The sequence below is a fragment of the Isoptericola sp. NPDC056578 genome (genome assembly GCF_042793275.1).
Taxonomy (GTDB): Bacteria; Actinomycetota; Actinomycetes; order Actinomycetales; family Cellulomonadaceae; genus Isoptericola.
This window is the reverse complement of the sequence record NZ_JBHTVC010000021.1, coordinates 46790-65094: the sequence shown is the minus strand read 5'-3', so window position 1 is coordinate 65094 and position 18305 is coordinate 46790. Positions and strand designations below refer to the sequence as shown.

17 protein-coding genes are annotated in these 18305 nt (G+C 74.4%); 9 read left to right on the top strand and 8 right to left on the bottom strand.

Annotation, left to right across the window (positions count from 1 at the left end):
- Window positions 1–71 precede the first annotated feature (71 nt).
- From ACFQ80_RS10590 to ACFQ80_RS10580, 3 genes are all read right to left on the bottom strand, one after another.
- Window positions 72–1463 (bottom strand): glycine--tRNA ligase, encoded by a 1392-nt coding sequence (locus tag ACFQ80_RS10590; RefSeq protein ID WP_430550059.1) that lies wholly within the window; start codon window positions 1461–1463, stop codon window positions 72–74.
- 154 nt (window positions 1464–1617) lie between these two features.
- Window positions 1618–1968, bottom strand: a complete 351-nt coding sequence (locus ACFQ80_RS10585; RefSeq protein ID WP_430563620.1) for a YciI family protein — start codon at window positions 1966–1968, stop codon at window positions 1618–1620.
- A gap of 22 nt (window positions 1969–1990) precedes the next feature.
- A complete protein-coding gene (locus tag ACFQ80_RS10580) occupies window positions 1991–2944 on the bottom strand; it encodes an alpha/beta hydrolase (protein ID WP_430550061.1) in 954 nt (317 codons plus the stop codon).
- 148 nt (window positions 2945–3092) lie between these two features.
- On the opposite strand from ACFQ80_RS10580, the gene ACFQ80_RS10575 reads away from it, so the two are divergent.
- The 9 genes from ACFQ80_RS10575 to ACFQ80_RS10535 all read left to right on the top strand — a co-directional run bounded on the left by ACFQ80_RS10575 (window position 3093) and on the right by ACFQ80_RS10535 (window position 11064).
- Complete coding sequence (locus ACFQ80_RS10575) at window positions 3093–4082, top strand: metal ABC transporter solute-binding protein, Zn/Mn family (protein WP_430563619.1); 990 nt, start codon at window positions 3093–3095, stop codon at window positions 4080–4082.
- A complete protein-coding gene (locus ACFQ80_RS10570) occupies window positions 4079–4954 on the top strand; it encodes a metal ABC transporter ATP-binding protein (protein WP_430563618.1) in 876 nt (291 codons plus the stop codon). Before ACFQ80_RS10575 ends, ACFQ80_RS10570 begins: the two co-directional genes overlap by 4 nt.
- Before the next feature lie 14 nt (window positions 4955–4968).
- Window positions 4969–5892 (top strand): metal ABC transporter permease, encoded by a 924-nt coding sequence (locus ACFQ80_RS10565; RefSeq protein WP_430563628.1) that lies wholly within the window; start codon window positions 4969–4971, stop codon window positions 5890–5892.
- Between the two features lie 44 nt (window positions 5893–5936).
- The gene (locus tag ACFQ80_RS10560; RefSeq protein ID WP_430550378.1) at window positions 5937–6329 is read left to right on the top strand and encodes a Fur family transcriptional regulator; all 393 of its coding nucleotides are present in this window, start codon (window positions 5937–5939) and stop codon (window positions 6327–6329) included.
- A 33-nt stretch (window positions 6330–6362) separates the two neighbouring features.
- Entirely contained in the window at window positions 6363–6941 is a 579-nt protein-coding gene (locus ACFQ80_RS10555; protein ID WP_430563617.1) for a DedA family protein, read from the top strand.
- Window positions 6938–7984 carry a FecCD family ABC transporter permease gene (locus ACFQ80_RS10550; RefSeq protein WP_430550065.1) on the top strand — a complete coding sequence of 349 codons (1047 nt, stop codon included), beginning with the start codon at window positions 6938–6940 and terminating at the stop codon, window positions 7982–7984. The genes ACFQ80_RS10555 and ACFQ80_RS10550 overlap by 4 nt, the downstream gene beginning before the upstream one ends.
- Before the next feature lies 1 nt (window position 7985).
- The gene (locus ACFQ80_RS10545; RefSeq protein ID WP_430550066.1) at window positions 7986–9059 is read left to right on the top strand and encodes a FecCD family ABC transporter permease; all 1074 of its coding nucleotides are present in this window, start codon (window positions 7986–7988) and stop codon (window positions 9057–9059) included.
- Window positions 9056–9946, top strand: coding sequence for an ABC transporter ATP-binding protein (locus tag ACFQ80_RS10540; protein ID WP_430563616.1), 891 nt, complete (start codon window positions 9056–9058; stop codon window positions 9944–9946). The genes ACFQ80_RS10545 and ACFQ80_RS10540 overlap by 4 nt, the downstream gene beginning before the upstream one ends.
- A gap of 62 nt (window positions 9947–10008) precedes the next feature.
- A complete protein-coding gene (locus tag ACFQ80_RS10535) occupies window positions 10009–11064 on the top strand; it encodes an iron-siderophore ABC transporter substrate-binding protein (RefSeq protein ID WP_430563615.1) in 1056 nt (351 codons plus the stop codon).
- A 66-nt stretch (window positions 11065–11130) separates the two neighbouring features.
- Here the strand turns inward: ACFQ80_RS10535 and ACFQ80_RS10530 are convergent, their stop codons facing one another.
- The 5 genes from ACFQ80_RS10530 to ACFQ80_RS10510 all read right to left on the bottom strand — a co-directional run bounded on the left by ACFQ80_RS10530 (window position 11131) and on the right by ACFQ80_RS10510 (window position 18241).
- Complete coding sequence (locus tag ACFQ80_RS10530) at window positions 11131–11925, bottom strand: isoprenyl transferase (protein ID WP_430550069.1); 795 nt, start codon at window positions 11923–11925, stop codon at window positions 11131–11133.
- A 16-nt stretch (window positions 11926–11941) separates the two neighbouring features.
- Window positions 11942–12673 carry a DNA repair protein RecO gene (gene recO / locus ACFQ80_RS10525; protein WP_430550070.1) on the bottom strand — a complete coding sequence of 244 codons (732 nt, stop codon included), beginning with the start codon at window positions 12671–12673 and terminating at the stop codon, window positions 11942–11944.
- 89 nt (window positions 12674–12762) lie between these two features.
- A complete protein-coding gene (gene leuA, locus ACFQ80_RS10520; RefSeq protein WP_430563614.1) occupies window positions 12763–14544 on the bottom strand; it encodes a 2-isopropylmalate synthase in 1782 nt (593 codons plus the stop codon).
- Between the two features lie 240 nt (window positions 14545–14784).
- A complete protein-coding gene (locus ACFQ80_RS10515; RefSeq protein WP_430563613.1) occupies window positions 14785–16476 on the bottom strand; it encodes a hypothetical protein in 1692 nt (563 codons plus the stop codon).
- Window positions 16477–16672: 196 nt separating this feature from the next.
- Entirely contained in the window at window positions 16673–18241 is a 1569-nt protein-coding gene (locus ACFQ80_RS10510) for an alpha/beta hydrolase family protein (protein WP_430563612.1), read from the bottom strand.
- Between the last annotated feature and the right edge of the window lie 64 nt (window positions 18242–18305).

Sequence of the window (18305 nt, the reverse complement as noted above, 5' to 3'; positions counted from 1 at the left end):
GGGGACGCACGAAGGGGCTCGGGTCCGCTGCGGCGGATCCGAGCCCCTTCCGCCTTGAAGGCGGGCTCCGGTCAGAAGGCGGCGAGGTGCTCCGCGAGGTAGGCGGTGACCTTGGGGAGCGCCACGCGCTCCTGCGCCATGGTGTCGCGGTGGCGGATGGTCACGGCGTCGTCGTCCAGGGTGTCGAAGTCGACCGTGACGCAGAACGGCGTGCCGATCTCGTCCTGACGGCGGTAGCGCCGACCGATGGCGCCGGCGTCGTCGAAGTCGACGTTCCAGCTCCGACGCAGCTCCGCGGCGAGGTCGCGCGCCTTGGGCGACAGGGCCTCGTTGCGCGACAGCGGGAGGACGGCGGCCTTGACCGGCGCGAGGCGCGGGTCGAGGCGCAGCACCGTGCGCTTGTCGACGCCGCCCTTGGTGTTGGGCGCCTCGTCCTCGGCGTACGCCTCGACGAGGAACGCCATGAGCGAGCGGGTCAGGCCCGCCGCCGGCTCGATGACGTACGGCAGCCAGCGCTCGTTCGTCGTCTGGTCGAAGTACGACAGGTCCTTGCCGGAGTGCTCCGAGTGGGTCTTGAGGTCGAAGTCGGTGCGGTTCGCGATGCCCTCGAGCTCGCCCCACTCGCTGCCGGTGAAGCCGAAGCGGTACTCGATGTCCACCGTGCGGGTGGAGTAGTGCGAGAGCTTCTCGGCCGGGTGCTCGTACAGGCGCAGGTTCTCGGGGTCGATGCCGAGGTCCGTGTACCAGGACATCCGGGTGTCGATCCAGTACTGGTGCCACTCGGCGTCCGTGCCCGGCGCGACGAAGAACTCCATCTCCATCTGCTCGAACTCCCGCGTGCGGAAGATGAAGTTGCCCGGCGTGATCTCGTTGCGGAACGACTTGCCGATCTGCGCGATGCCGAACGGCGGCTTCTTGCGCGACGCGGCGGCCACGTTGGAGAAGTTCACGAAGATGCCCTGCGCCGTCTCGGGGCGCAGGTAGTGCACGCCGGACTCGTCCTCGACGGGGCCGAGGTACGTCTTGAGCATCATGTTGAAGTCGCGGGGCTCGGTCCACTGCCCGCGGGTGCCGCAGTTGGGGCAGGCGATCTCGGCGAGGCCGCCCTCGGGGGCGCGGCCCTTCTTCTCCTCGAACTCCTCGATCATGTGGTCCTCGCGGAACCGCTTGTGGCACGAGAGGCACTCGGTCAGCGGGTCGTTGAACGCGCCGAGGTGGCCGGACGCGTGCCACACGGGCGTGGGCAGGATGACGGCGGAGTCGAGACCCACGACGTCGTCGCGACGCGTCATCGCGCGCCACCACTGCTGCTTGATGTTCTCCTTCAGCTCCACGCCGAGGGGCCCGTAGTCCCACGCGGAGCGCGTACCGCCGTAGATCTCGCCGGACTGGAACACGAAACCTCGCCGCTTGGCGAGGGAGACGACGGCGTCGAGCTTGGCGGACGGGGACGGTGCTGCCACGGATCACTCCTGGATGTCGGGCCGCCACGTGGCTCGTGGGGCCGGTGCGGGGAACGCCGCCCGGTCGGCACGTCGGGGCCCGACGTCGACCGGCTGCGGTGCCCCCAGCCTACCGGGGCCCGTCCACCGGCCCGGGCGGGCCCGACCCGGCCCGTCACCCCTCGGCCTCGGCCACCGAGCGCGGCGGGGCGCCCGGTCCGGGGACGACCATCCCGGCCGGCATGAGCCACGCCGTGCATTCGGCCACGAACCGGCCCGCGAGCACCGCGGGGTCCTGGGCCCACAGCTCCTGGGCCTCCTCGAGACCGCACGTCATGACGGCGAATCCCCGGACCTGCTCGCCGGCCCCCTCCGCCGGGCCGGCCGCGAGCAGCAGGCCGCGCTCGTGCAGGTCGGCGACGGCCGCCAGGTGCGCGTCCTGGACCGCCACCGCGTCGTCCTCGGGCAGCGGCGCCCAGCCCTCGGGGCGCAGCAGCCGGACCAGCACCAGCTCGTCGAACCGCATCGGGTCCTCCTCGCGACCGGGGCTACGGGAGCACCGCGAGCTCGCGCCGCAGGAACGCCGCCAGGCGGTCGAGCGCCGGCACGGCGGCGGCGCACCAGCCCGGGAACGAGAAGACGCCGTGCGGGCTGTCGACGAGGTGCAGGTGCTCCACGCGCACGCCCGCCGCGCGCAGCGCCGCGCCGTAGCGCTCCCCGTCCTCGCGCAGGTAGTCATGGTCGGCGGTGAGCACGAACGCCGGGGGCAGCCCCGCGTGCTCGGCGAGCTGCGGCGACACGAGCGGGTCGCCCGGGTCGCCCGCCGAGCCCAGGTAGGCGGCGACCGCGTCCGGCGCGTCGGCGGTGCGCCCGAAGGGCCAGGCCGCCTGCGGGATCATCATCGGCGCCCCCGGGCGCAGGTCGAAGGCGCCCTGCGCCAGGGCCTGGGCGCGGAGGTGCGGGCCGCCGCGCTCGCGCGCCAGCAGCGTCACCACCGCGGCGAGGGTCGCCCCGGCGCTCTCCCCCACGACGGCGAGCCGGCCCCCGTCCCCGCCGAGCTCGGCGGCGTGCGCCGCCGCCCAGGCCGCGACGGCGTAGCAGTCCTCGCCCGGCGCCGGGACGGGGAACTCCGGGGCCAGGCGGTACCCGGGCGCGACGACGACGGCGCCGACGCGCGTCGCGAGGTGGCTGGACAGCCAGGCCGTCATGGACCGGTGCCCGAAGACGAACCCGCCGCCGTGCAGCACGACGAGCAGTGGGAGGCTTCCCTCGACCCCCGCGGGCCGGTAGGTCAGCGCGGGGATCCCGCCGGCCGGCCCCGGGACGACGAGCTCTCCCACGCCCGCCGCGGGGTCGGGGCGGCCGCTGAGGACCTCGCCGACCCAGCGGGGTCCGGACCGGGAGTTCAGCCTGTGCCGCGTGGCGTCCGACATCCGGGCGTACGGGACCACCGCCCGGTTGATCGCCGCCCCGAGCAGGCGCACCCGCCACTGCAGCGCCATGGCGGCCCTCCTTCCCGCGCCGCACCCTCCGATGATGGGACGTCCCGCCCGGTGGCCGGTGACGCGCCGGAGAGGGTGAGATCGGCTCCGGGCCGGCGGGCGCACGGCCGTGTTGACAACCGTTCTCAATTATCTGAGAATCGTTCTCATGCTTCGCCGACGCGCGGCCCTCGCCGCCCTGCCCGTCCTCGCCCTGCCCGCCGTGCTCGCGGGCTGCTCCACCGACGACGGCTCCGCCGACGGCACGCTCGAGGTGCTCGCGTCCTTCTACCCGCTCCAGTACGTCGCCGAGCAGGTGGGCGGCGACCTCGTCACGGTCTCCAACCTCACGCCGCCGGCAGCGGAGCCGCACGACCTCGAGCTCTCCCCCGCGCAGGTGCGCGAGATCGGCACGGCGGACCTCGTCGTGTACTCCTCCGGCTTCCAGTCCGCCGTCGACGAGGCCGTCGCGACGCAGTCGCCCGAGCACGTGGTGGACACGAGCGACGTCGTGACGCTCGAGCAGCACCCCGGCACGCCGACGGGCGAGGACGCGACGGCGGACGCGCTCGAGGACACGGGCGAGCACGCCGACGAGGGCGCCGACGACGGCCACGACCACGCCGAGGGCGCGAAGGACCCGCACTTCTGGCTCGACCCGACGCGCGTGATCGACGTCGGCCATGCCGTCGCCGCGTCCCTCGGGGAGGCGGACCCGGAGCACGCGGCCACGTACGCCGAGAACGCCCGCACCCTGGAGAAGGCGCTGACGGACCTGGACGGCGAGTTCTCCGCCGGCCTGGAGGAGTGCGAGTCGCGCACGCTCGTCACGTCGCACGAGGCGTTCGGCTACCTCGCCGAGCGCTACGACCTGGAGCAGGTGGGCATCGTCGGCCTCGACCCGGAGGCCGAGCCGTCCCCCGCGCGGCTGCGCGAGGTGGGTGCGATCGTCGAGGAGAACGACGTCAGCACCATCTTCACCGAGACGCTCACCAGCCCGAAGGTGGCCGAGACCCTCGCGAACGACATCGGCGTCACGACGGCCGTCCTCGACCCGCTCGAGGGCCTGTCGAAGGACGCGGCCGCGGCAGGGGACGACTACGTCTCGGTCATGCAGGACAACCTGGCCGCGCTCACCGAAGGGCTCCAGTGCTCATGACCACGCTCGCCACCGACTCCCCGAGCGGGGCCGAGACTCCCCCGCCGCCGCGGGACGACGCCGTCCCGGCGATCGAGGCCCGTGACGTGCACGTCCGCCTCGGCGCCAGCCCCGTGCTGCGCGGGGTGGACCTCACGGTCCGCCGCGGCGAGGTCGTCGCGCTGCTGGGCGCCAACGGCTCCGGCAAGTCCACCCTGGTGCGCACGCTCGTCGGCGTGCTGCCGGCTGCCGAGGGCAGCGTGCACCTGTTCGGGCACGCGCTCGGCAACGCCGTCCCCTGGTCCCGCGTCGGCTACGTCCCGCAGCGCGTCAGCGCCGCCGCCGGCGTCCCGTCCACGGCGGCCGAGGTCGTGGCCTCGGGCCTGCTGCACGGCCGGCGCCTGCGGCTGCCGCGCGGCTGGCGCGCCCGCGTGCGCGAGGCGCTCGACCTGGTCGGCCTCGCCGACCGCGCCCGCTACGCCACGCACCAGCTCTCCGGCGGCCAGCAGCAGCGCGTGCTCATCGCCCGCGCCCTGGTCCGCAGGCCCGAGCTGCTCGTGCTGGACGAGCCCGTCGCCGGCGTCGACCGGCCCAGCCAGGAGGCCTTCGCCGCCACCATGACGCGGCTCGTGGCCGAGGGCATGACCGTGCTGGTCGTGCTGCACGAGCTCGGCGAGCTCGCGCCCCTGGTGCAGCGCTGCGTCGTGCTGCGGCACGGGCGCGTGGTGCACGACGGCGCCCCGCCCGCCCCGCAGCCGGGCCACGGCGGCGACGCCCACGAGCACGTGCACCCGCACGCGCACGCCCGCACCGTGCAGCGCCCCGAGGACGTGCGCCTCGCCGAGGGCCCGTTCGAGCGACCCGACGACACCGAGGACGAGGTGGCACCGTGAGCGGCCTGTGGGAGATGGTCACCGACCCGTTCATGCAGCGAGCGCTCGTCGCCGCCCTGCTGGTCGGCCTGAGCGCGCCCGTCGTCGGCACGTACCTGGTGCAGAAGCGCCTCGCCCTGCTGGGCGACGGCATCGGGCACGTCGCGCTCACCGGCGTCGCGCTCGGCTGGCTCGTGGGCGCGGCGATGGGCCTCGTGCCCGACGACGTCCTCGCCGTCCCCGGCGCGGTGGTCGCCGCCGTCGCCGGCTCGGTCCTCATCGAGGTCGTGCGCCGCCGCGGCCGCACGTCGGGCGACCTGGCGCTCGCCATCCTGTTCTACGGCGGCATCGCGGGCGGCGTGCTGCTCATCGGGCTGGCCGGCGGCTCGTCCGGCAGCCTCATGGCCTACCTGTTCGGCTCCATCTCCTCGGTGACGCTCTCCGACGTCTGGGTCACCGTGGCCCTGTGCGGCCTCATCCTGCTCATCGGCCTGGGGCTGCGCGCCGCGCTGTTCTCCGTGAGCCACGACGAGGAGTTCGCCGTCTCCTCGGGGCTGCCCGTCTGGGCGCTGAACATGGCCGTGGCGGTGCTCGCCGCGCTGACGGTGACGGTCGCGATGCGTGTCGTCGGGCTGCTCCTCGTCTCGGCGCTCATGATCGTGCCGGTGGCGATCGGCCAGCTCGTCACCCGGTCGTTCCGGCGCACGATGCTCGTCGCGTCGATCGTGGGCGTCACCGTGTGCGTCACGGGACTGTCCATCACCTACTGGCACAACGTCTCGCCCGGCGCGCTCATCGTGGTCCTCGCGATCGCCGTCTACGCCGTGGTCGCCGCGCTGCACCCGCTGCTCGCCCGCCGGCGCGCGCCCCGCGACCCGCATCCCGACATCCCCGACGACGTCGCCGTCTCCCCGGCCGGCGCCGGCCGGGGCGCACCTCAGGAGGAGTGCACGCCGTGAACGACACCACGTCCCGCACCGCCCGGACCGCCGCACCGCCGCGAATGACGCGGCAACGGGCGGCCGTGGCGGACGCCCTCGGCGACACCGACGAGTTCCGCAGCGCCCAGCAGCTGCACGAGCTGCTGCGCTCCCGCGGGGACGCGGTCGGCCTCGCCACCGTGTACCGGACGCTCCAGGCGCTGGCCGACGGCGGCGACGTCGACGTGCTGCGCAGCGAGGACGGCGAGAGCCTCTACCGCCGCTGCGCCCGGCGAGAGCACCATCACCACCTGGTGTGCCGGACCTGCGGGAGCACGGTCGAGATCGACGGCCCGACGGTCGAGCAGTGGTCCGCGTCGGTCGGTGCCGCGCACGGCTTCGCCGACATCGAGCACACCGTGGAGCTGTGGGGCACCTGCGCCGCGTGCCGGTCGGCGGACGACCGGTCGAATTAGGGCAGGCATACCTCAGTCGGGCACAATGTTCCCGTGCACCTGACCACGCCCGCGCTCGCCGCGGCCGCCGAGGAACCCACCGGCGTCTTCACGATCGCCGGTGTGCCGTTCTGGGTCGTCTACGCGGCCGCGTTCGGGATCGTGCTGGTGCGCGCGCAGGCCACCTACTGGGCGGGGCGCGGCGTGGCCCGCGGCACGTCCCGCGGCCGGGTCGCCGACACGCTGGCCCGCCCGGGCGCGGCGGCCGTGATCGAGCGCGTGAACCGCTGGGGCCCGCCCGCGGTGACCCTGTCGTTCTTCACCGTCGGGGTGCAGACCCTCGTCAACCTCGCCGCGGGCTACCTGCGGATGCCCTTCGGCCGCTACCTCGCGGCGCTGCTCGCCGGCTGCGCCGTGTGGGCCGGCATCTGGACGACGGTCGGCACCGCCGCCGTCAACGCGGCGATCGCCGTCGGCCTGCGCCATCCCGTCACCCTCGTCGCGGTCGGCCTCGGGGCGGTGGCCCTGGTCTCCTGGGTGGCCTACCGGCTGACCCGTCGGACGCCCGCGGAACACCCCGCCGGACGCCCCGCCGACCCGACGGCCGCCCCCGCGGCCGAGGACGCGTCGTGAGCACGACCACCGCCGCCGTCGCCCCCGCAGCCCGGCCCGCGTCCGCCCTCGTCGCCCGGCGCGCCCGCGGCCGCCTCCTGGTGGTCCTGGCCGCCCTCGTGGTGCTCACCCTCGTCGTGCTGGCGAGCCTCGCGCTGGGCGTGCGCGACATCGACGTCGCGACCGTCTGGCAGGCCCTCACCCACCCGGTCGCGGGGAACGTCGACCACGACGTCGTGCGGGACCAGCGGGTGCCGCGCACGCTGATCGGCCTCGCCGCCGGCGCGGCGCTCGGCATCGCGGGCACCCTCGTGCAGGGCGTCACCCGCAACCCCATCGCCGACCCCGGCCTGCTCGGCCTCAACTCGGGCGCGTCGCTCGCCGTCGTGATCGCCGTGTCGATGCTCGGCGTGGCCTCGCCGCTCGGGTTCGTCTGGTTCGCGTTCGCGGGCACCGCCGCCGCCGCGCTGCTGGTCTTCTCCATCGGCGCCGGGCAACCGGTCAAGCTCGCCCTCGTCGGCGCGACCGTCACCGCGCTCATCACGCCCCTGATCACCCTGGTGCTGCTGCGCGACCCCGAGGCCTTCAACATGTACCGGTTCTGGGCGGTGGGCTCCCTCACCGGGCGGGGCACGGAGACGCTCGCGGTGCTGTGGCCGTTCGTCGTCGTCGGCGTCGTGCTGGCCGGGGCGCTCGCCCACCGGCTGTCCATGCTCGCGCTCGGTGACGACGTCGCCTCCGCGCTCGGCCAGCGCGTCGGGGTGACGCGGGGGCTCACGGCCGTCGCCGTCATCCTGCTCGCCGGGACGGCGACGGCGCTGGCCGGCCCCATCGCCCTCGTCGGGCTCGCCGTGCCGCACGCCGCCCGGCGCCTGGTCGGCACGGACTACCGCTGGATCGTCCCGCTGACCGCCGTCCTGGGCCCCGTGATGCTGCTGGGGGCCGACGTCGTCGGACGCCTGGTGCTGCCGCACTCCGAGCTCGAGGCCGGCGTCGTCGCCGCCGCGATCGGCGCCCCCGTCCTCGTGGCTGTGGCCCGCGGCCGGACCGTGGCGGGGGTGTGAGATGACCGCCGACCTCGCCGCCCGCCCGGCGGGCCCCGACTCCCCCGTCGCCGCCGCGGACCCCGTCGCCTCCCTGCGCCGCCGCCGGCGGCGGCGGCTCACCCTCGTGGTCGCGTCGCTCGTCGTCCTCCTCGTGGCGTTCGCGACCCTCGCCCTCACGCTCGGCGAGGCGTCGCTCGCGCCCGGCCGCGCCCTGGCGGCGCTGTTCGGCGTCGGGTCGGACGCCGACATGTTCGTCGTGCACCGGCTGCGGCTGCCCCGCATCGAGACGGCCGTCCTCGCGGGCGCGTCCTTCGGGCTCGCGGGCGCCATGTTCCAGACCACCCTGCGCAACCCGCTCGCCAGCCCGGACATCCTCGGCATCGCCAGCGGCGCGAGCCTCGGCGCGGTCACCGCGATGCTCGTGCTGGGACTCACCGGCCTGGCCGTGTCCGGGGCGGCGTTCGTGGGCGCGCTCGTCGTCGCGATCGCCATCTGGCTGTTCGCGTGGCGCCAGGGCCTGCACTCGATCCGCTTCGTCCTGGTCGGCGTCGGCTTCGCCTACCTGTGCTCGTCGCTGCTGGCCTGGCTGCTGGCGAGCGTCGAGATCCGCGCCGCCCAGTCCGCCCTCGTGTGGACGGTCGGGAGCGTGGCCGACGTGCGCGGCGCGGACCTCGTGGCGTTCGCCGCGGCCGCCCTGGTCCTCGGCGCCGGGATCGCCGCCGTCTCACGGTGGCAGGGACCGCTCGCGCTCGGCGACGACAACGCGCGCGCCCTCGGCGTCCCCGTCGACGCCGCCCGCGTGACGTCCCTGCTGCTGGCCGTCGGCCTGGTGGGTGTCGCGACGTCGTTCGTCGGCCCGCTCGCGTTCGTGGCCCTCGTGGCCCCCGCGATCGCGCGCCGCCTGCTGTCCGACGGCGGCGCCGCCCTCGCCGTCTCGGTGCTCACCGGCGCCGTCCTCGTGCTCGCCGCGGACGTCGTGGGTCAGCACCTGCTGTTCGGCCTCGAGGCACCCACGGGCATCGTGACCGGGCTGATCGGCGCCCCGTACCTGCTGTGGCTCCTGGCCACCGACCGAAGGAAGAGGCTCGCATGACCGACGTGCACCGGCCCCCCGCGCCGCCCGCGCGTCCTGACGCGACGCCGGGCACGACGTCCGGCACGCGCCGGGAGGCGGCGCCGGACGTCACGCTGCGCGCGCACGGCGTGAGCCTCGGGTACGACGGGCACCGCGTGATCGACGGGCTCGACCTGGAGCTCCCCGCCGGCCGCGTGACGGCGATCGTCGGCCCCAACGCCTGCGGCAAGTCGACCCTCCTGCGCGGCCTGGCGCGCCTGCACCCGCTCGACGGCGGCCGCGTGACGCTGGGCGGCGAGGACGTGGGCGGCCTGTCGCGCAAGGAGCTGGCGAAGCGGGTCGGCGTGCTGCCGCAGTCGTCGATCGCGCCCGACGGCGTCCGCGTCGCGGAGCTCGTGGGCCGCGGCCGGTATCCCCACCAGGGGTGGTTCGGCCGGCACAGCTCCACCGACGACGGCGCGGTGCTGCGCGCCCTGGAGGCCACCGGGGTCGCCGACCTCGCCGACCGGCCCGTCGCCGAGCTGTCGGGCGGCCAGCGCCAGCGGGTGTGGATCGCGATGGTGCTGGCGCAGGAGACCGACGTCGTGCTGCTCGACGAGCCCACCACGTACCTCGACCTCGCCCACCAGGTCGACCTGCTCGACCTGCTGACCGAGCTGAACCGCACCCGGGGCACCACCGTGGTGATGGTGCTGCACGAGCTCAACCTGGCCGCCCGGTACGCCGACCACCTGGTGGTGATGAGCGCCGGGCAGGTGGTGGCCGAGGGCCGCCCCGGTGACGTGCTCACCGCCGCCTCGGTGCATGCGGCGTTCGGCCTGCGGGCGCAGGTCGTGCCGGACCCGGTGTCGGGAACGCCACTCGTCGTCCCCCTCGGCCGGACGCACGGCGACGGCCCGAGATAGGTTAGGCTCGCCTCACCTATTGTTCCTCTCGCGCCGCCGGCGCGAGCAACCGAGGAGAACTCGTGCGTCTTCGCCGTCCTCTCACCGCTGCCGCCGCCCTCGCGGCGACGGCCGCCCTGACCCTCGCCGGCTGCGCCTCCGACGACGCCCCGGAAAGCGACCAGTCGGCCACCTCGGGCAACGTCCGCTCCGAGCCCACCGACGAGTTCCCGATCACGATCGAGCACGCGCTCGGCGAGACGGTGATCGAGAAGGCGCCGCAGCGGGTCGCCACGTGGGGCTGGGGCTCCACCGAGGCCGCCATCGCCGCCGGCGTCTACCCGGTCGCGGTCGCCGAGCAGATCTACACCGTCGGCGAGGACGCGCTGCTGCCGTGGGTCGAGGACGCCTACGACGAGGAGGGCGTGGACAAGCCCGCCATCCTGTCCGACCCCGAGGGCGGCTCGACGGTGCCCTACGAGGAGTTCGTCGAGGCGAAGCCCGACCTCATCGTGGCGCCCTACTCCGGGCTCACCCAGGAGCAGTACGACGTCCTGAGCGACATCGCCCCCGTCGTCGCCTACCCCGACGCCCCGTGGACCACCACGTGGCAGGACACGATCACGCTCACGGCCGAGGCCCTCGGCCGCTCGGACGCGGGCGACCAGGTGCTCGGCGACATCGACGACTTCGTCGCCCAGCAGGCCGCCGAGCACCCGGAGTTCGCCGGCAAGACGTTCGCGGCGATCTACGACGACCCGACGAAGGGCATCGTCTCCGTCTACACGCCGCTGGACCCGCGGACCGTGTTCCTCGAGGGCCTGGGCGTGAAGAACGCGCCCTCGGTCACGGACCTCGACACGTCGAACGGCAGCTTCTACTACGACCTGTCCTACGAGGAGCTGGACAAGCTCGACTCGGACTTCGTCATCTCCTACTCGGCCAGCGACGAGGCCGCCCAGGCCTTCGACGACAACAAGGACCTCCAGGCGATCCCCGCGGTCAAGGCCGGGCAGGTCGTGAAGGTCGTCGGGACGGCGGAGGTGTCGGCCGTGTCGCCGCCCACCGCCCTGTCGGTGTACTGGGAGAACGGTCTGCCCGCCCTCGTCGACTCCATGGCGACGGTGCTCGGCGACTGATCCCCCCGCCCGAACACGCAGGAACCCCCGCCCGGTCGCCACGACCGGACGGGGGTTCCTGCTCGTTCATCCGGCGTCGGGGGTGTCGACGGCCCCGCCGTAACGGCGGTCGCGGCGCGCGAACTCCTCCACGGCCCGCCACAGGTGCCGACGGTCGACGTCGGGCCACGGCTCGGGCAGGAACACCATCTCGGCGTACGCCGCCTGCCAGATCATGAAGTTCGAGGTGCGCTGCTCCCCCGACGAGCGCAGGAACAGGTCGACGTCCGGCAGGTCGGGCTCGTCGAGGTACTTCTGGACGGTCTTCTCCGAGACCCGCGCCGGGTTCAGCCTCCCCGCCGCAGCCTCGCGCGCGATGGCGGCCGCGGCGTCGGCGATCTCCGCCCGCCCGCCGTAGTTGACGCACATCGTCAGCGTGCAGCGGTCGTTCTCCCGGGTCATCTCCTCGGCGACCTGCAGCTCCTTGATCACCGAGCCCCACAGCTTCGGCCGGCGGCCGGCCCAACGGATGCGCACGCCCCACGACGACATCTCGTCGCGTCGCCGGCGGATGACGTCGCGGTTGAAGTTCATGAGGAACTTCACCTCGTCCGGCGACCGCTTCCAGTTCTCCGTGCTGAACGCGTACGCGGAGACGTGCCGGACGCCGATCTGCACGGCGCCGGCCACGACGTCGAGCAGGGACTTCTCCCCCTGCTTGTGCCCCTCCACCCGCGGCAGCCCGCGCGCGTTGGCCCACCGGCCGTTGCCGTCCATGACGATCGCCACGTGGTTCGGCACGAACTGCGCGGGGATGTTCGGCGGCGTCGCGCCCGAGGGGTGCGGGTAGGGCTCGGCGTACTCGACGGACGAACGGGGCATCAGGCCTCTCTCTCGATCATGTGCGCTCGATCATGCGCAGCGAACGCAGCGTGCGCTCCAGGTAGTACTGGGAGTAGGCGGCGACCAGCCCCGAGGCCTCGGTGCGGTGGCGCGTCTCGGAGGCGTCCGCCGTCTCCCAGTCCCCGCCGAGCAGGGCGCCGAGCAGCGCGAAGGTCTCCGGAGCGGGTGCCGTGGAGCCCGGCGGCCGGCAGCGGGAGCACACCGCGCCGCCCTGTCCGACCGAGAACGCGTGGTGCGGGCCGGGCTCGCCGCAGCGGGCGCAGTCGGTGAACGACGGCGCCCAGCCGGCGACGGCGAGCCCGCGCAGCAGGTACGAGTCGAGCACCAGGCCCGGCGCGTGCGCGCGCTCGGCCAGCGCCCGCAGGGCCCCGGCGAGCAGCCAGTACTGCTGCACGGCGGGCTCGTGCTCCGCGGCGACCAGGCGGTCGGCGGCCTCGAGCATCGCCGCGCCGGACGTGTACAGCGCGTAGTCCTCGCAGATGGCGCGGGCGTAGGCCCCCACCGTCTCCACCTGCGTCACGGTGTCGAGGTTGCGCCCGGTGTGCAGCTGCACGTCCACGACCATGAACGGCTCCAGCCGCGCCCCGAAGCGCGACGACGTGCGCCGCACCCCGCGGCCGACCCCGCGCACCTTGCCGTGCTCGCGGGTGAGGAACGTGACGATCCGGTCGGCCTCGCCCAGCTTGTGGGTGCGCAGCACGATCGCGTCGTCTCGGTACAGGGGCACGGGCCCATTCTCTCAGCCCCCACCCACGAAACAGGTCAGGGCCAGGGCCACGCGGACGTGGCCCTGGCCCTGATGGCTCGCGGGACGGGTCAGGCGCGGGCGGCGCGGTTCACGGCCGACACGATCGCCTTGAGCGACGCCGTCGTGATGGACGGGTCGATGCCGACGCCCCACAGCACGTCGTCGCCCACCTGGCACTCGACGTAGGCCGCGGCGGTGGCGTCGCCGCCCTCGGACAGGGCGTGCTCCGCGTAGTCGAGCACCCGCACGTCCACGCCGACCTTCGAGATCGCGTCGACGAACGCGGCGAGCGGCCCGTTGCCGGTGCCCTCCAGCGTGTGCTCCACGCCCTGGTCCAGGACGTCGACGGCGAGCGCGGTGACGCCGCCCTCGGCCGACGTCGTCCGGGTCTCGCGCAGCCGCAGGCGGCCCCACGGCTCCAGCCCCCGCGGGTCGCCCACCTCGACGGGCAGGTACTCGTCGCTGAAGATCCGCCAGATGTCGGATCCGGTGACCTCGCTGCCCTCGGTGTCCGTGTAGTGCTGCACGACGCCGGAGAACTCGATCTGCAGGCGACGCGGCAGGTCCAGCGAGTGCTCGGTGGACAGCAGGTACGCGATGCCGCCCTTGCCGGACTGCGAGTTCACGCGGATGACGGCCTCGTACGACCGGCCCACGTCCTTCGGGTCGATGGGCAGGTACGGCACGCCCCAGGTGAGCTCGTCGACCGGCTTGCCCTCCGCCTCCGCGCGGGCCGCCATGTGCTCGAAGCCCTTCTTGATCGCGTCCTGGTGGGAGCCGGAGAACGCGGTGAAGACGAGGTCGCCCACGTACGGGTGCCGCTCGTGCACGGGGATCTGGTTGCAGTGCTCGACCGTGCGGCGGATCCCGTCGATGCCGCCGCCGACGGTGAAGTCGATCTGCGGGTCGACGCCCTGGCTGAACAGGTTCATGCCGAGCGTCACCAGGTCGACGTTGCCGGTCCGCTCGCCGTTGCCGAACAGGCACCCCTCGATGCGGTCTGCGCCGGCCTGGTAGCCGAGCTCCGCGGCGGCGACGGCGGTGCCCCGGTCGTTGTGCGGGTGCAGCGACAGCACGACGTGCTCGCGGAACGCCAGGTTCCGGTTCATCCACTCGATCGAGTCGGCGTAGACGTTCGGGGTGGCCATCTCGACCGTCGCCGGCAGGTTGACGATCACCGGGCGCTCGGCCGTCGGCTCCAGCACCTCCAGCACCTCGTTGCAGATGCGGGCGGCGAACTCGAGCTCCGTGCCGGTGTAGGACTCGGGCGAGTACTCGTAGTACACCGTCGTCTCGGGGACGGTCTCCTCGAGCTTGCGGCACAGGCGCGCGGCCTGCAGCGCGATGTCGACGATGCCGTCCATGTCGCTGCGGAACACGACCTCGCGCTGCAGGATCGACGTCGAGTTGTAGATGTGCACGATCGCCTGCTTGGCGCCGCGGATGGCGTCGTAGGTGCGCTCGATGAGGTGGTCGCGGCACTGCGTGAGCACCTGGATGACCACGTCGTCGGGGATGCGGCCGGTGTCGATGAGCTGGCGCACGAAGTCGAAGTCCGTCTGCGACGCGGACGGGAAGCCGACCTCGATCTCCTTGTAGCCCATCTGCACGAGCAGGTCGAACATGCGCAGCTTGCGCTCGGCGTCCATCGGCTCGATCAGGGCCTGGTTGCCGTCGCGCAGGTCGACGGCGCACCAGCGGGGGGCCTTCGTGATGCGCTTGTCGGGCCACGTCCGGTCCGGCAGGTCGACGGCGATCTGCTCGTGGAACGGGAGGTATCGCGTGTACGGCATCCCGGAGGGGCGCTGGGGGTTGGCGCCGGCGATGCCCTGAGGGTGATGGTTCTGCATGGTGTCGCGTCCTTCGGTGGGGGCTCGGTGACCGCCGACCCGGGTGGGGTCGTCGGTCATGACCAGTCGGCCGGCGCGCCACAACCTCCGCGACGGGGGTCCGGCCTTAGAGGACCCCGCCGCGGCACCGAAGGAGAAGGCTCACCGTGCGCTGCACGCTGCCACCGTACACCTTCGTCAGGGCGTCGCCTGAGGCGTCCAGGATCCGACCGGACGCCCGCCTTGCCGCAGCGTATTGACCTAGCGCCGGGAGCGCAGCGCGGCGTCGACGGCGGGGTCTCCGAGGGCGCCGAGCCAGTCCAGCAGAGCCGGATAGGTCGAGGGGTTCGCGGCCACGTACGAGCGCAGGTGGGGTGCCTCCGCCGAGATCCGCGCGAGGTCCGCGAGCGGCGTCGACGGGTCCATCGCCTGGGCCACCGACCACCCCGGCGCCTGGGCGGGCGGCGCCTGCACGGGCGGGAGCACCTGCGTGGAGTCGGGCGCGAGGGCGGCGCGGACGGGCTCCATCTGCTGGGTCGCGTCGACGGGGCGGGGCGCCGGGCGGGACGCGGCCGCGGCCACCGGGGTCGGCGACGTGCCCGTCGCGGGCTCCGTCGTCTCCGCCTCGGTCGGTGCGGGCTCGGTCGGTGCGGGCTCGGTCGGCGCGGGCTCGGGCGTCGCCGGTCCGGTCGGCGCGGGCTCGGGCGCCGCAGGGCCGGAGGCCGGGAGGTCGGAGGACGCCGGGTGCGTCGGCTCGGGATCGGGCGTCTCGGGCGCGGAGGCGACGAGCGCACGGACCGACGGCGGCACGAGCAGGACGGCGAGCGCGATGGCCGGCAGACCGAACGCCACCAGCAGCTCCTCCACGTTGGACTGCGTGCCGAGACCGGCGCGGGCGACGACGATCACCAGGCCGAGCACCACGATCACGCACGCGGCGCCCACGGCGGCGGCGTGCCCGGTGCGCGGGTCGCGGGCGAGGGACCGCCGCGCGGCGATCGCGACCCCGACCATCAGCACGCCGACGACGAGCCGCAGCACGCGGCCCACGCGGACGCCGTCCGCCACGATCAGCACCAGCGCGACGAGGGCGACGAACGCCGCGACCAGCGCCACGATGGCCAGCGCCCGCAGCGCGACGGCCACCCAGCGGGAGGCCCGCACGTCGTCGGGCTCTCCCGCCGTCGCCGCGGCGTCGTCGACGATGCGTCGCGCCGTGACCGCCGCGACCACCGGGAGGAGCAGGAGGCCGAGGCGCTGCCCGTGCACGCTCTCGAACCAGGGGTCCGCGTTGCCCCCGGCGAAGAGCACGAGCTCCAGCGTGACGGCGCCGCCCAGGGCCAGCAGCACGTAGCCGGAGGCGAGGTCGCCCGAGCGCAGGTACGTCCCGACGGTGAACCACAGCACGCCCAGCACCACGAGGGCGTTGAGGAGGCCGACGACGGACACGGCCCAGGGAGCACCCTGCACGAGCGCCGCGACCGGGGTCGCGAGCGTGCCGAGCGCGACCACCCCGGCGACGACCGCCGGGGCGTGCGCCCACCGGGGCGCGGCCGCGAGCGCGGCACCCGCGAGGCCGACCGCGAGCCCGGCTCCGACGCCGCCCGCGGCGTCCGCCGGGGCGAGGGCGTCCAGCACCAGGTACACGACCGCGACGACCGCATAGGGGACGCAGGCGAGCGCCACCGTGCGCCGCGAGGTCAGGACGTCCCACGACGACGGGCCGACGCCGCCGCGCCGCAGGTACGGGGCGGCGATCGCCAGGAGCGCGAGGACGGTCGCGAGCACGATCTCCAGCCGGTCGCTGCCACGGTGGGCGTGGTCCCACGGCAGCGGGAGGGCGACGAGCAGCGCGAACGCGGCCACCACGTCGCGCACGAGCTCGCGGACCGCCACACCGCCGAACGGCGAGCGCTCCTGCTCGGGGGCGTCGAGGGTGTCGGGATCGGTCATGCGTGCGTCTCCAGGGCTGGGATCCGAAGGGGACCGGGCCATCGTGCCCCCGCACCCGTTTCTACCCGACGCCGGCCCTTCGCGTCGTCTCCCGCGCGGACGGGTCGGTCACACCGTCGCCGCTCCCGCACGCCGCGCTCACCCTCCGCCCGCAGATCCCGGCACGGTGCCGGCTCGCTGCCGGTACGGACGCCGGTCAGATGCCGAGCTGGTACACGCCCCAGTACGCGAGGGTGCCCAGGAGCGCGAGCGACCCGGCCAGGGTGCACCAGAACGTCAGCACGGCGGGCCAGCCGCGTGCGACCACCACGACGTCGTCCCCCGCACGGCGCTCCGCCCTGGCGTCGGCCACCCGGCGGATCACCAGCGCGGCGGCGACGGCCGTCGCGACCCCGAGGAGGCGCACCACGATCCAGCCGCCCTGCACGACGAGGTCGTCGCGCTGGTAGTCGAGGGCGAGGCGCGCCACCGCCAGGAGGTACACCACGAGCGCGACCATCGTCGCCACCGAGCCCAGGCCGAGACCCAGCAGCGACGACCGGAGCCCGCGGGCGAGGCGCGGCGCGGCGACCGACGACCGGCGCAGGAAGGCGCGCCGCACCAGCGCGTGCACGCCCCACACGAGGGGGCCGACCACGAGCAGCGCGGCGCCCGCGATCACCGCGCCCACGACGATGTCCCCGTTGCCCCACCACCGCGGCTGCGGGACGGCCGACGCGACGTAGAGCTGGTTGGGAGTCTCCCCGGCGACCCGGGGCGGCGCGTCGGCCGTGCCGGGCATGCCCTGGATCCAGGTGGCGACGTCGCGCGCGAAGTCGGGGTGCAGGTGCATCCCGCCGTCCAGCGGCACGTTGATCCCGTGGTTGGCCCCGGCGTAGTAGCGCACCGTCACGGGGGCGTCGTCCCCGTTCACGGCGGTGTCGGCGATGACCTGTCGCGCGCCCTGCTCGACCGGCATCGACGGGTCGGCCGTGCCGTAGGCCACGAGGACGGGTGCGGTCTGCCGCTCGAGCCACGGGCGCACGTCGAAGTCGGCGTACTCGAAGCCGCCGCCGGGCAGCTGCATCCCGACCGCCCGCGGGATCGCGCGGAACACCTGCTGGGGCACCCCGGTGTTGCGCAGGTAGCTGTCCACCGCGAACGCGGCCTGCTGGCGGGGCGGCACCACCGGCGCCGAGACGAGGACCGTGTACGCGATGGTCGGGTCCTGCGCCTGCATGACGGGCACGATCCAGGTGCCCTCCGACTCCCCGTAGACGCCGACCTGCGCGGCGTCGACGCCGTCGATCGTGCGCAGCAGGTCGACCGAGTGCTGGTAGTCCGCGGCCATGGCCACGTAGTCCCGGTCCCGGGTGGTGTAGGTGTCCAGCCGCTTGTCGGGCACGAGCGTCGCGACGCCCGCGCTCGCGAGCGCGGTGGCCGACTCGGTGAAGGCCTCCGTGGACTTGCCCGTGCCCGCGCCGTGCACGTACACGACGCCCGGCCGGTCGGCCAGCAGGTCGCCGTCCTCGGTCAGCGGCTGGCGCAGCAGCCCGCCGACGACGGCGCCGTCGAGCGGGATCGTCACGGGCGTCTCGCGGACCTCGAACTCGCCGACCTCGCCGACGTCCGCGCCGGGCGCGACGCCGCCGATGGCCGTGTCGTCGGTGGCCGGGACGAGGTGGTCCGTCACGGGCACCGGGTCCCACTGCGGGCCGGCCACCGCCCCGGTCAGTGCCAGGCCCACCAGGATCGCCGCCGTCGTCGCAATAGTCCGGAACACCACGCAGCGATGCTACTCGGCGCCGTGCCGGGAGACGGCAGGGATTTCCCCCACGACCTCGGAGGAC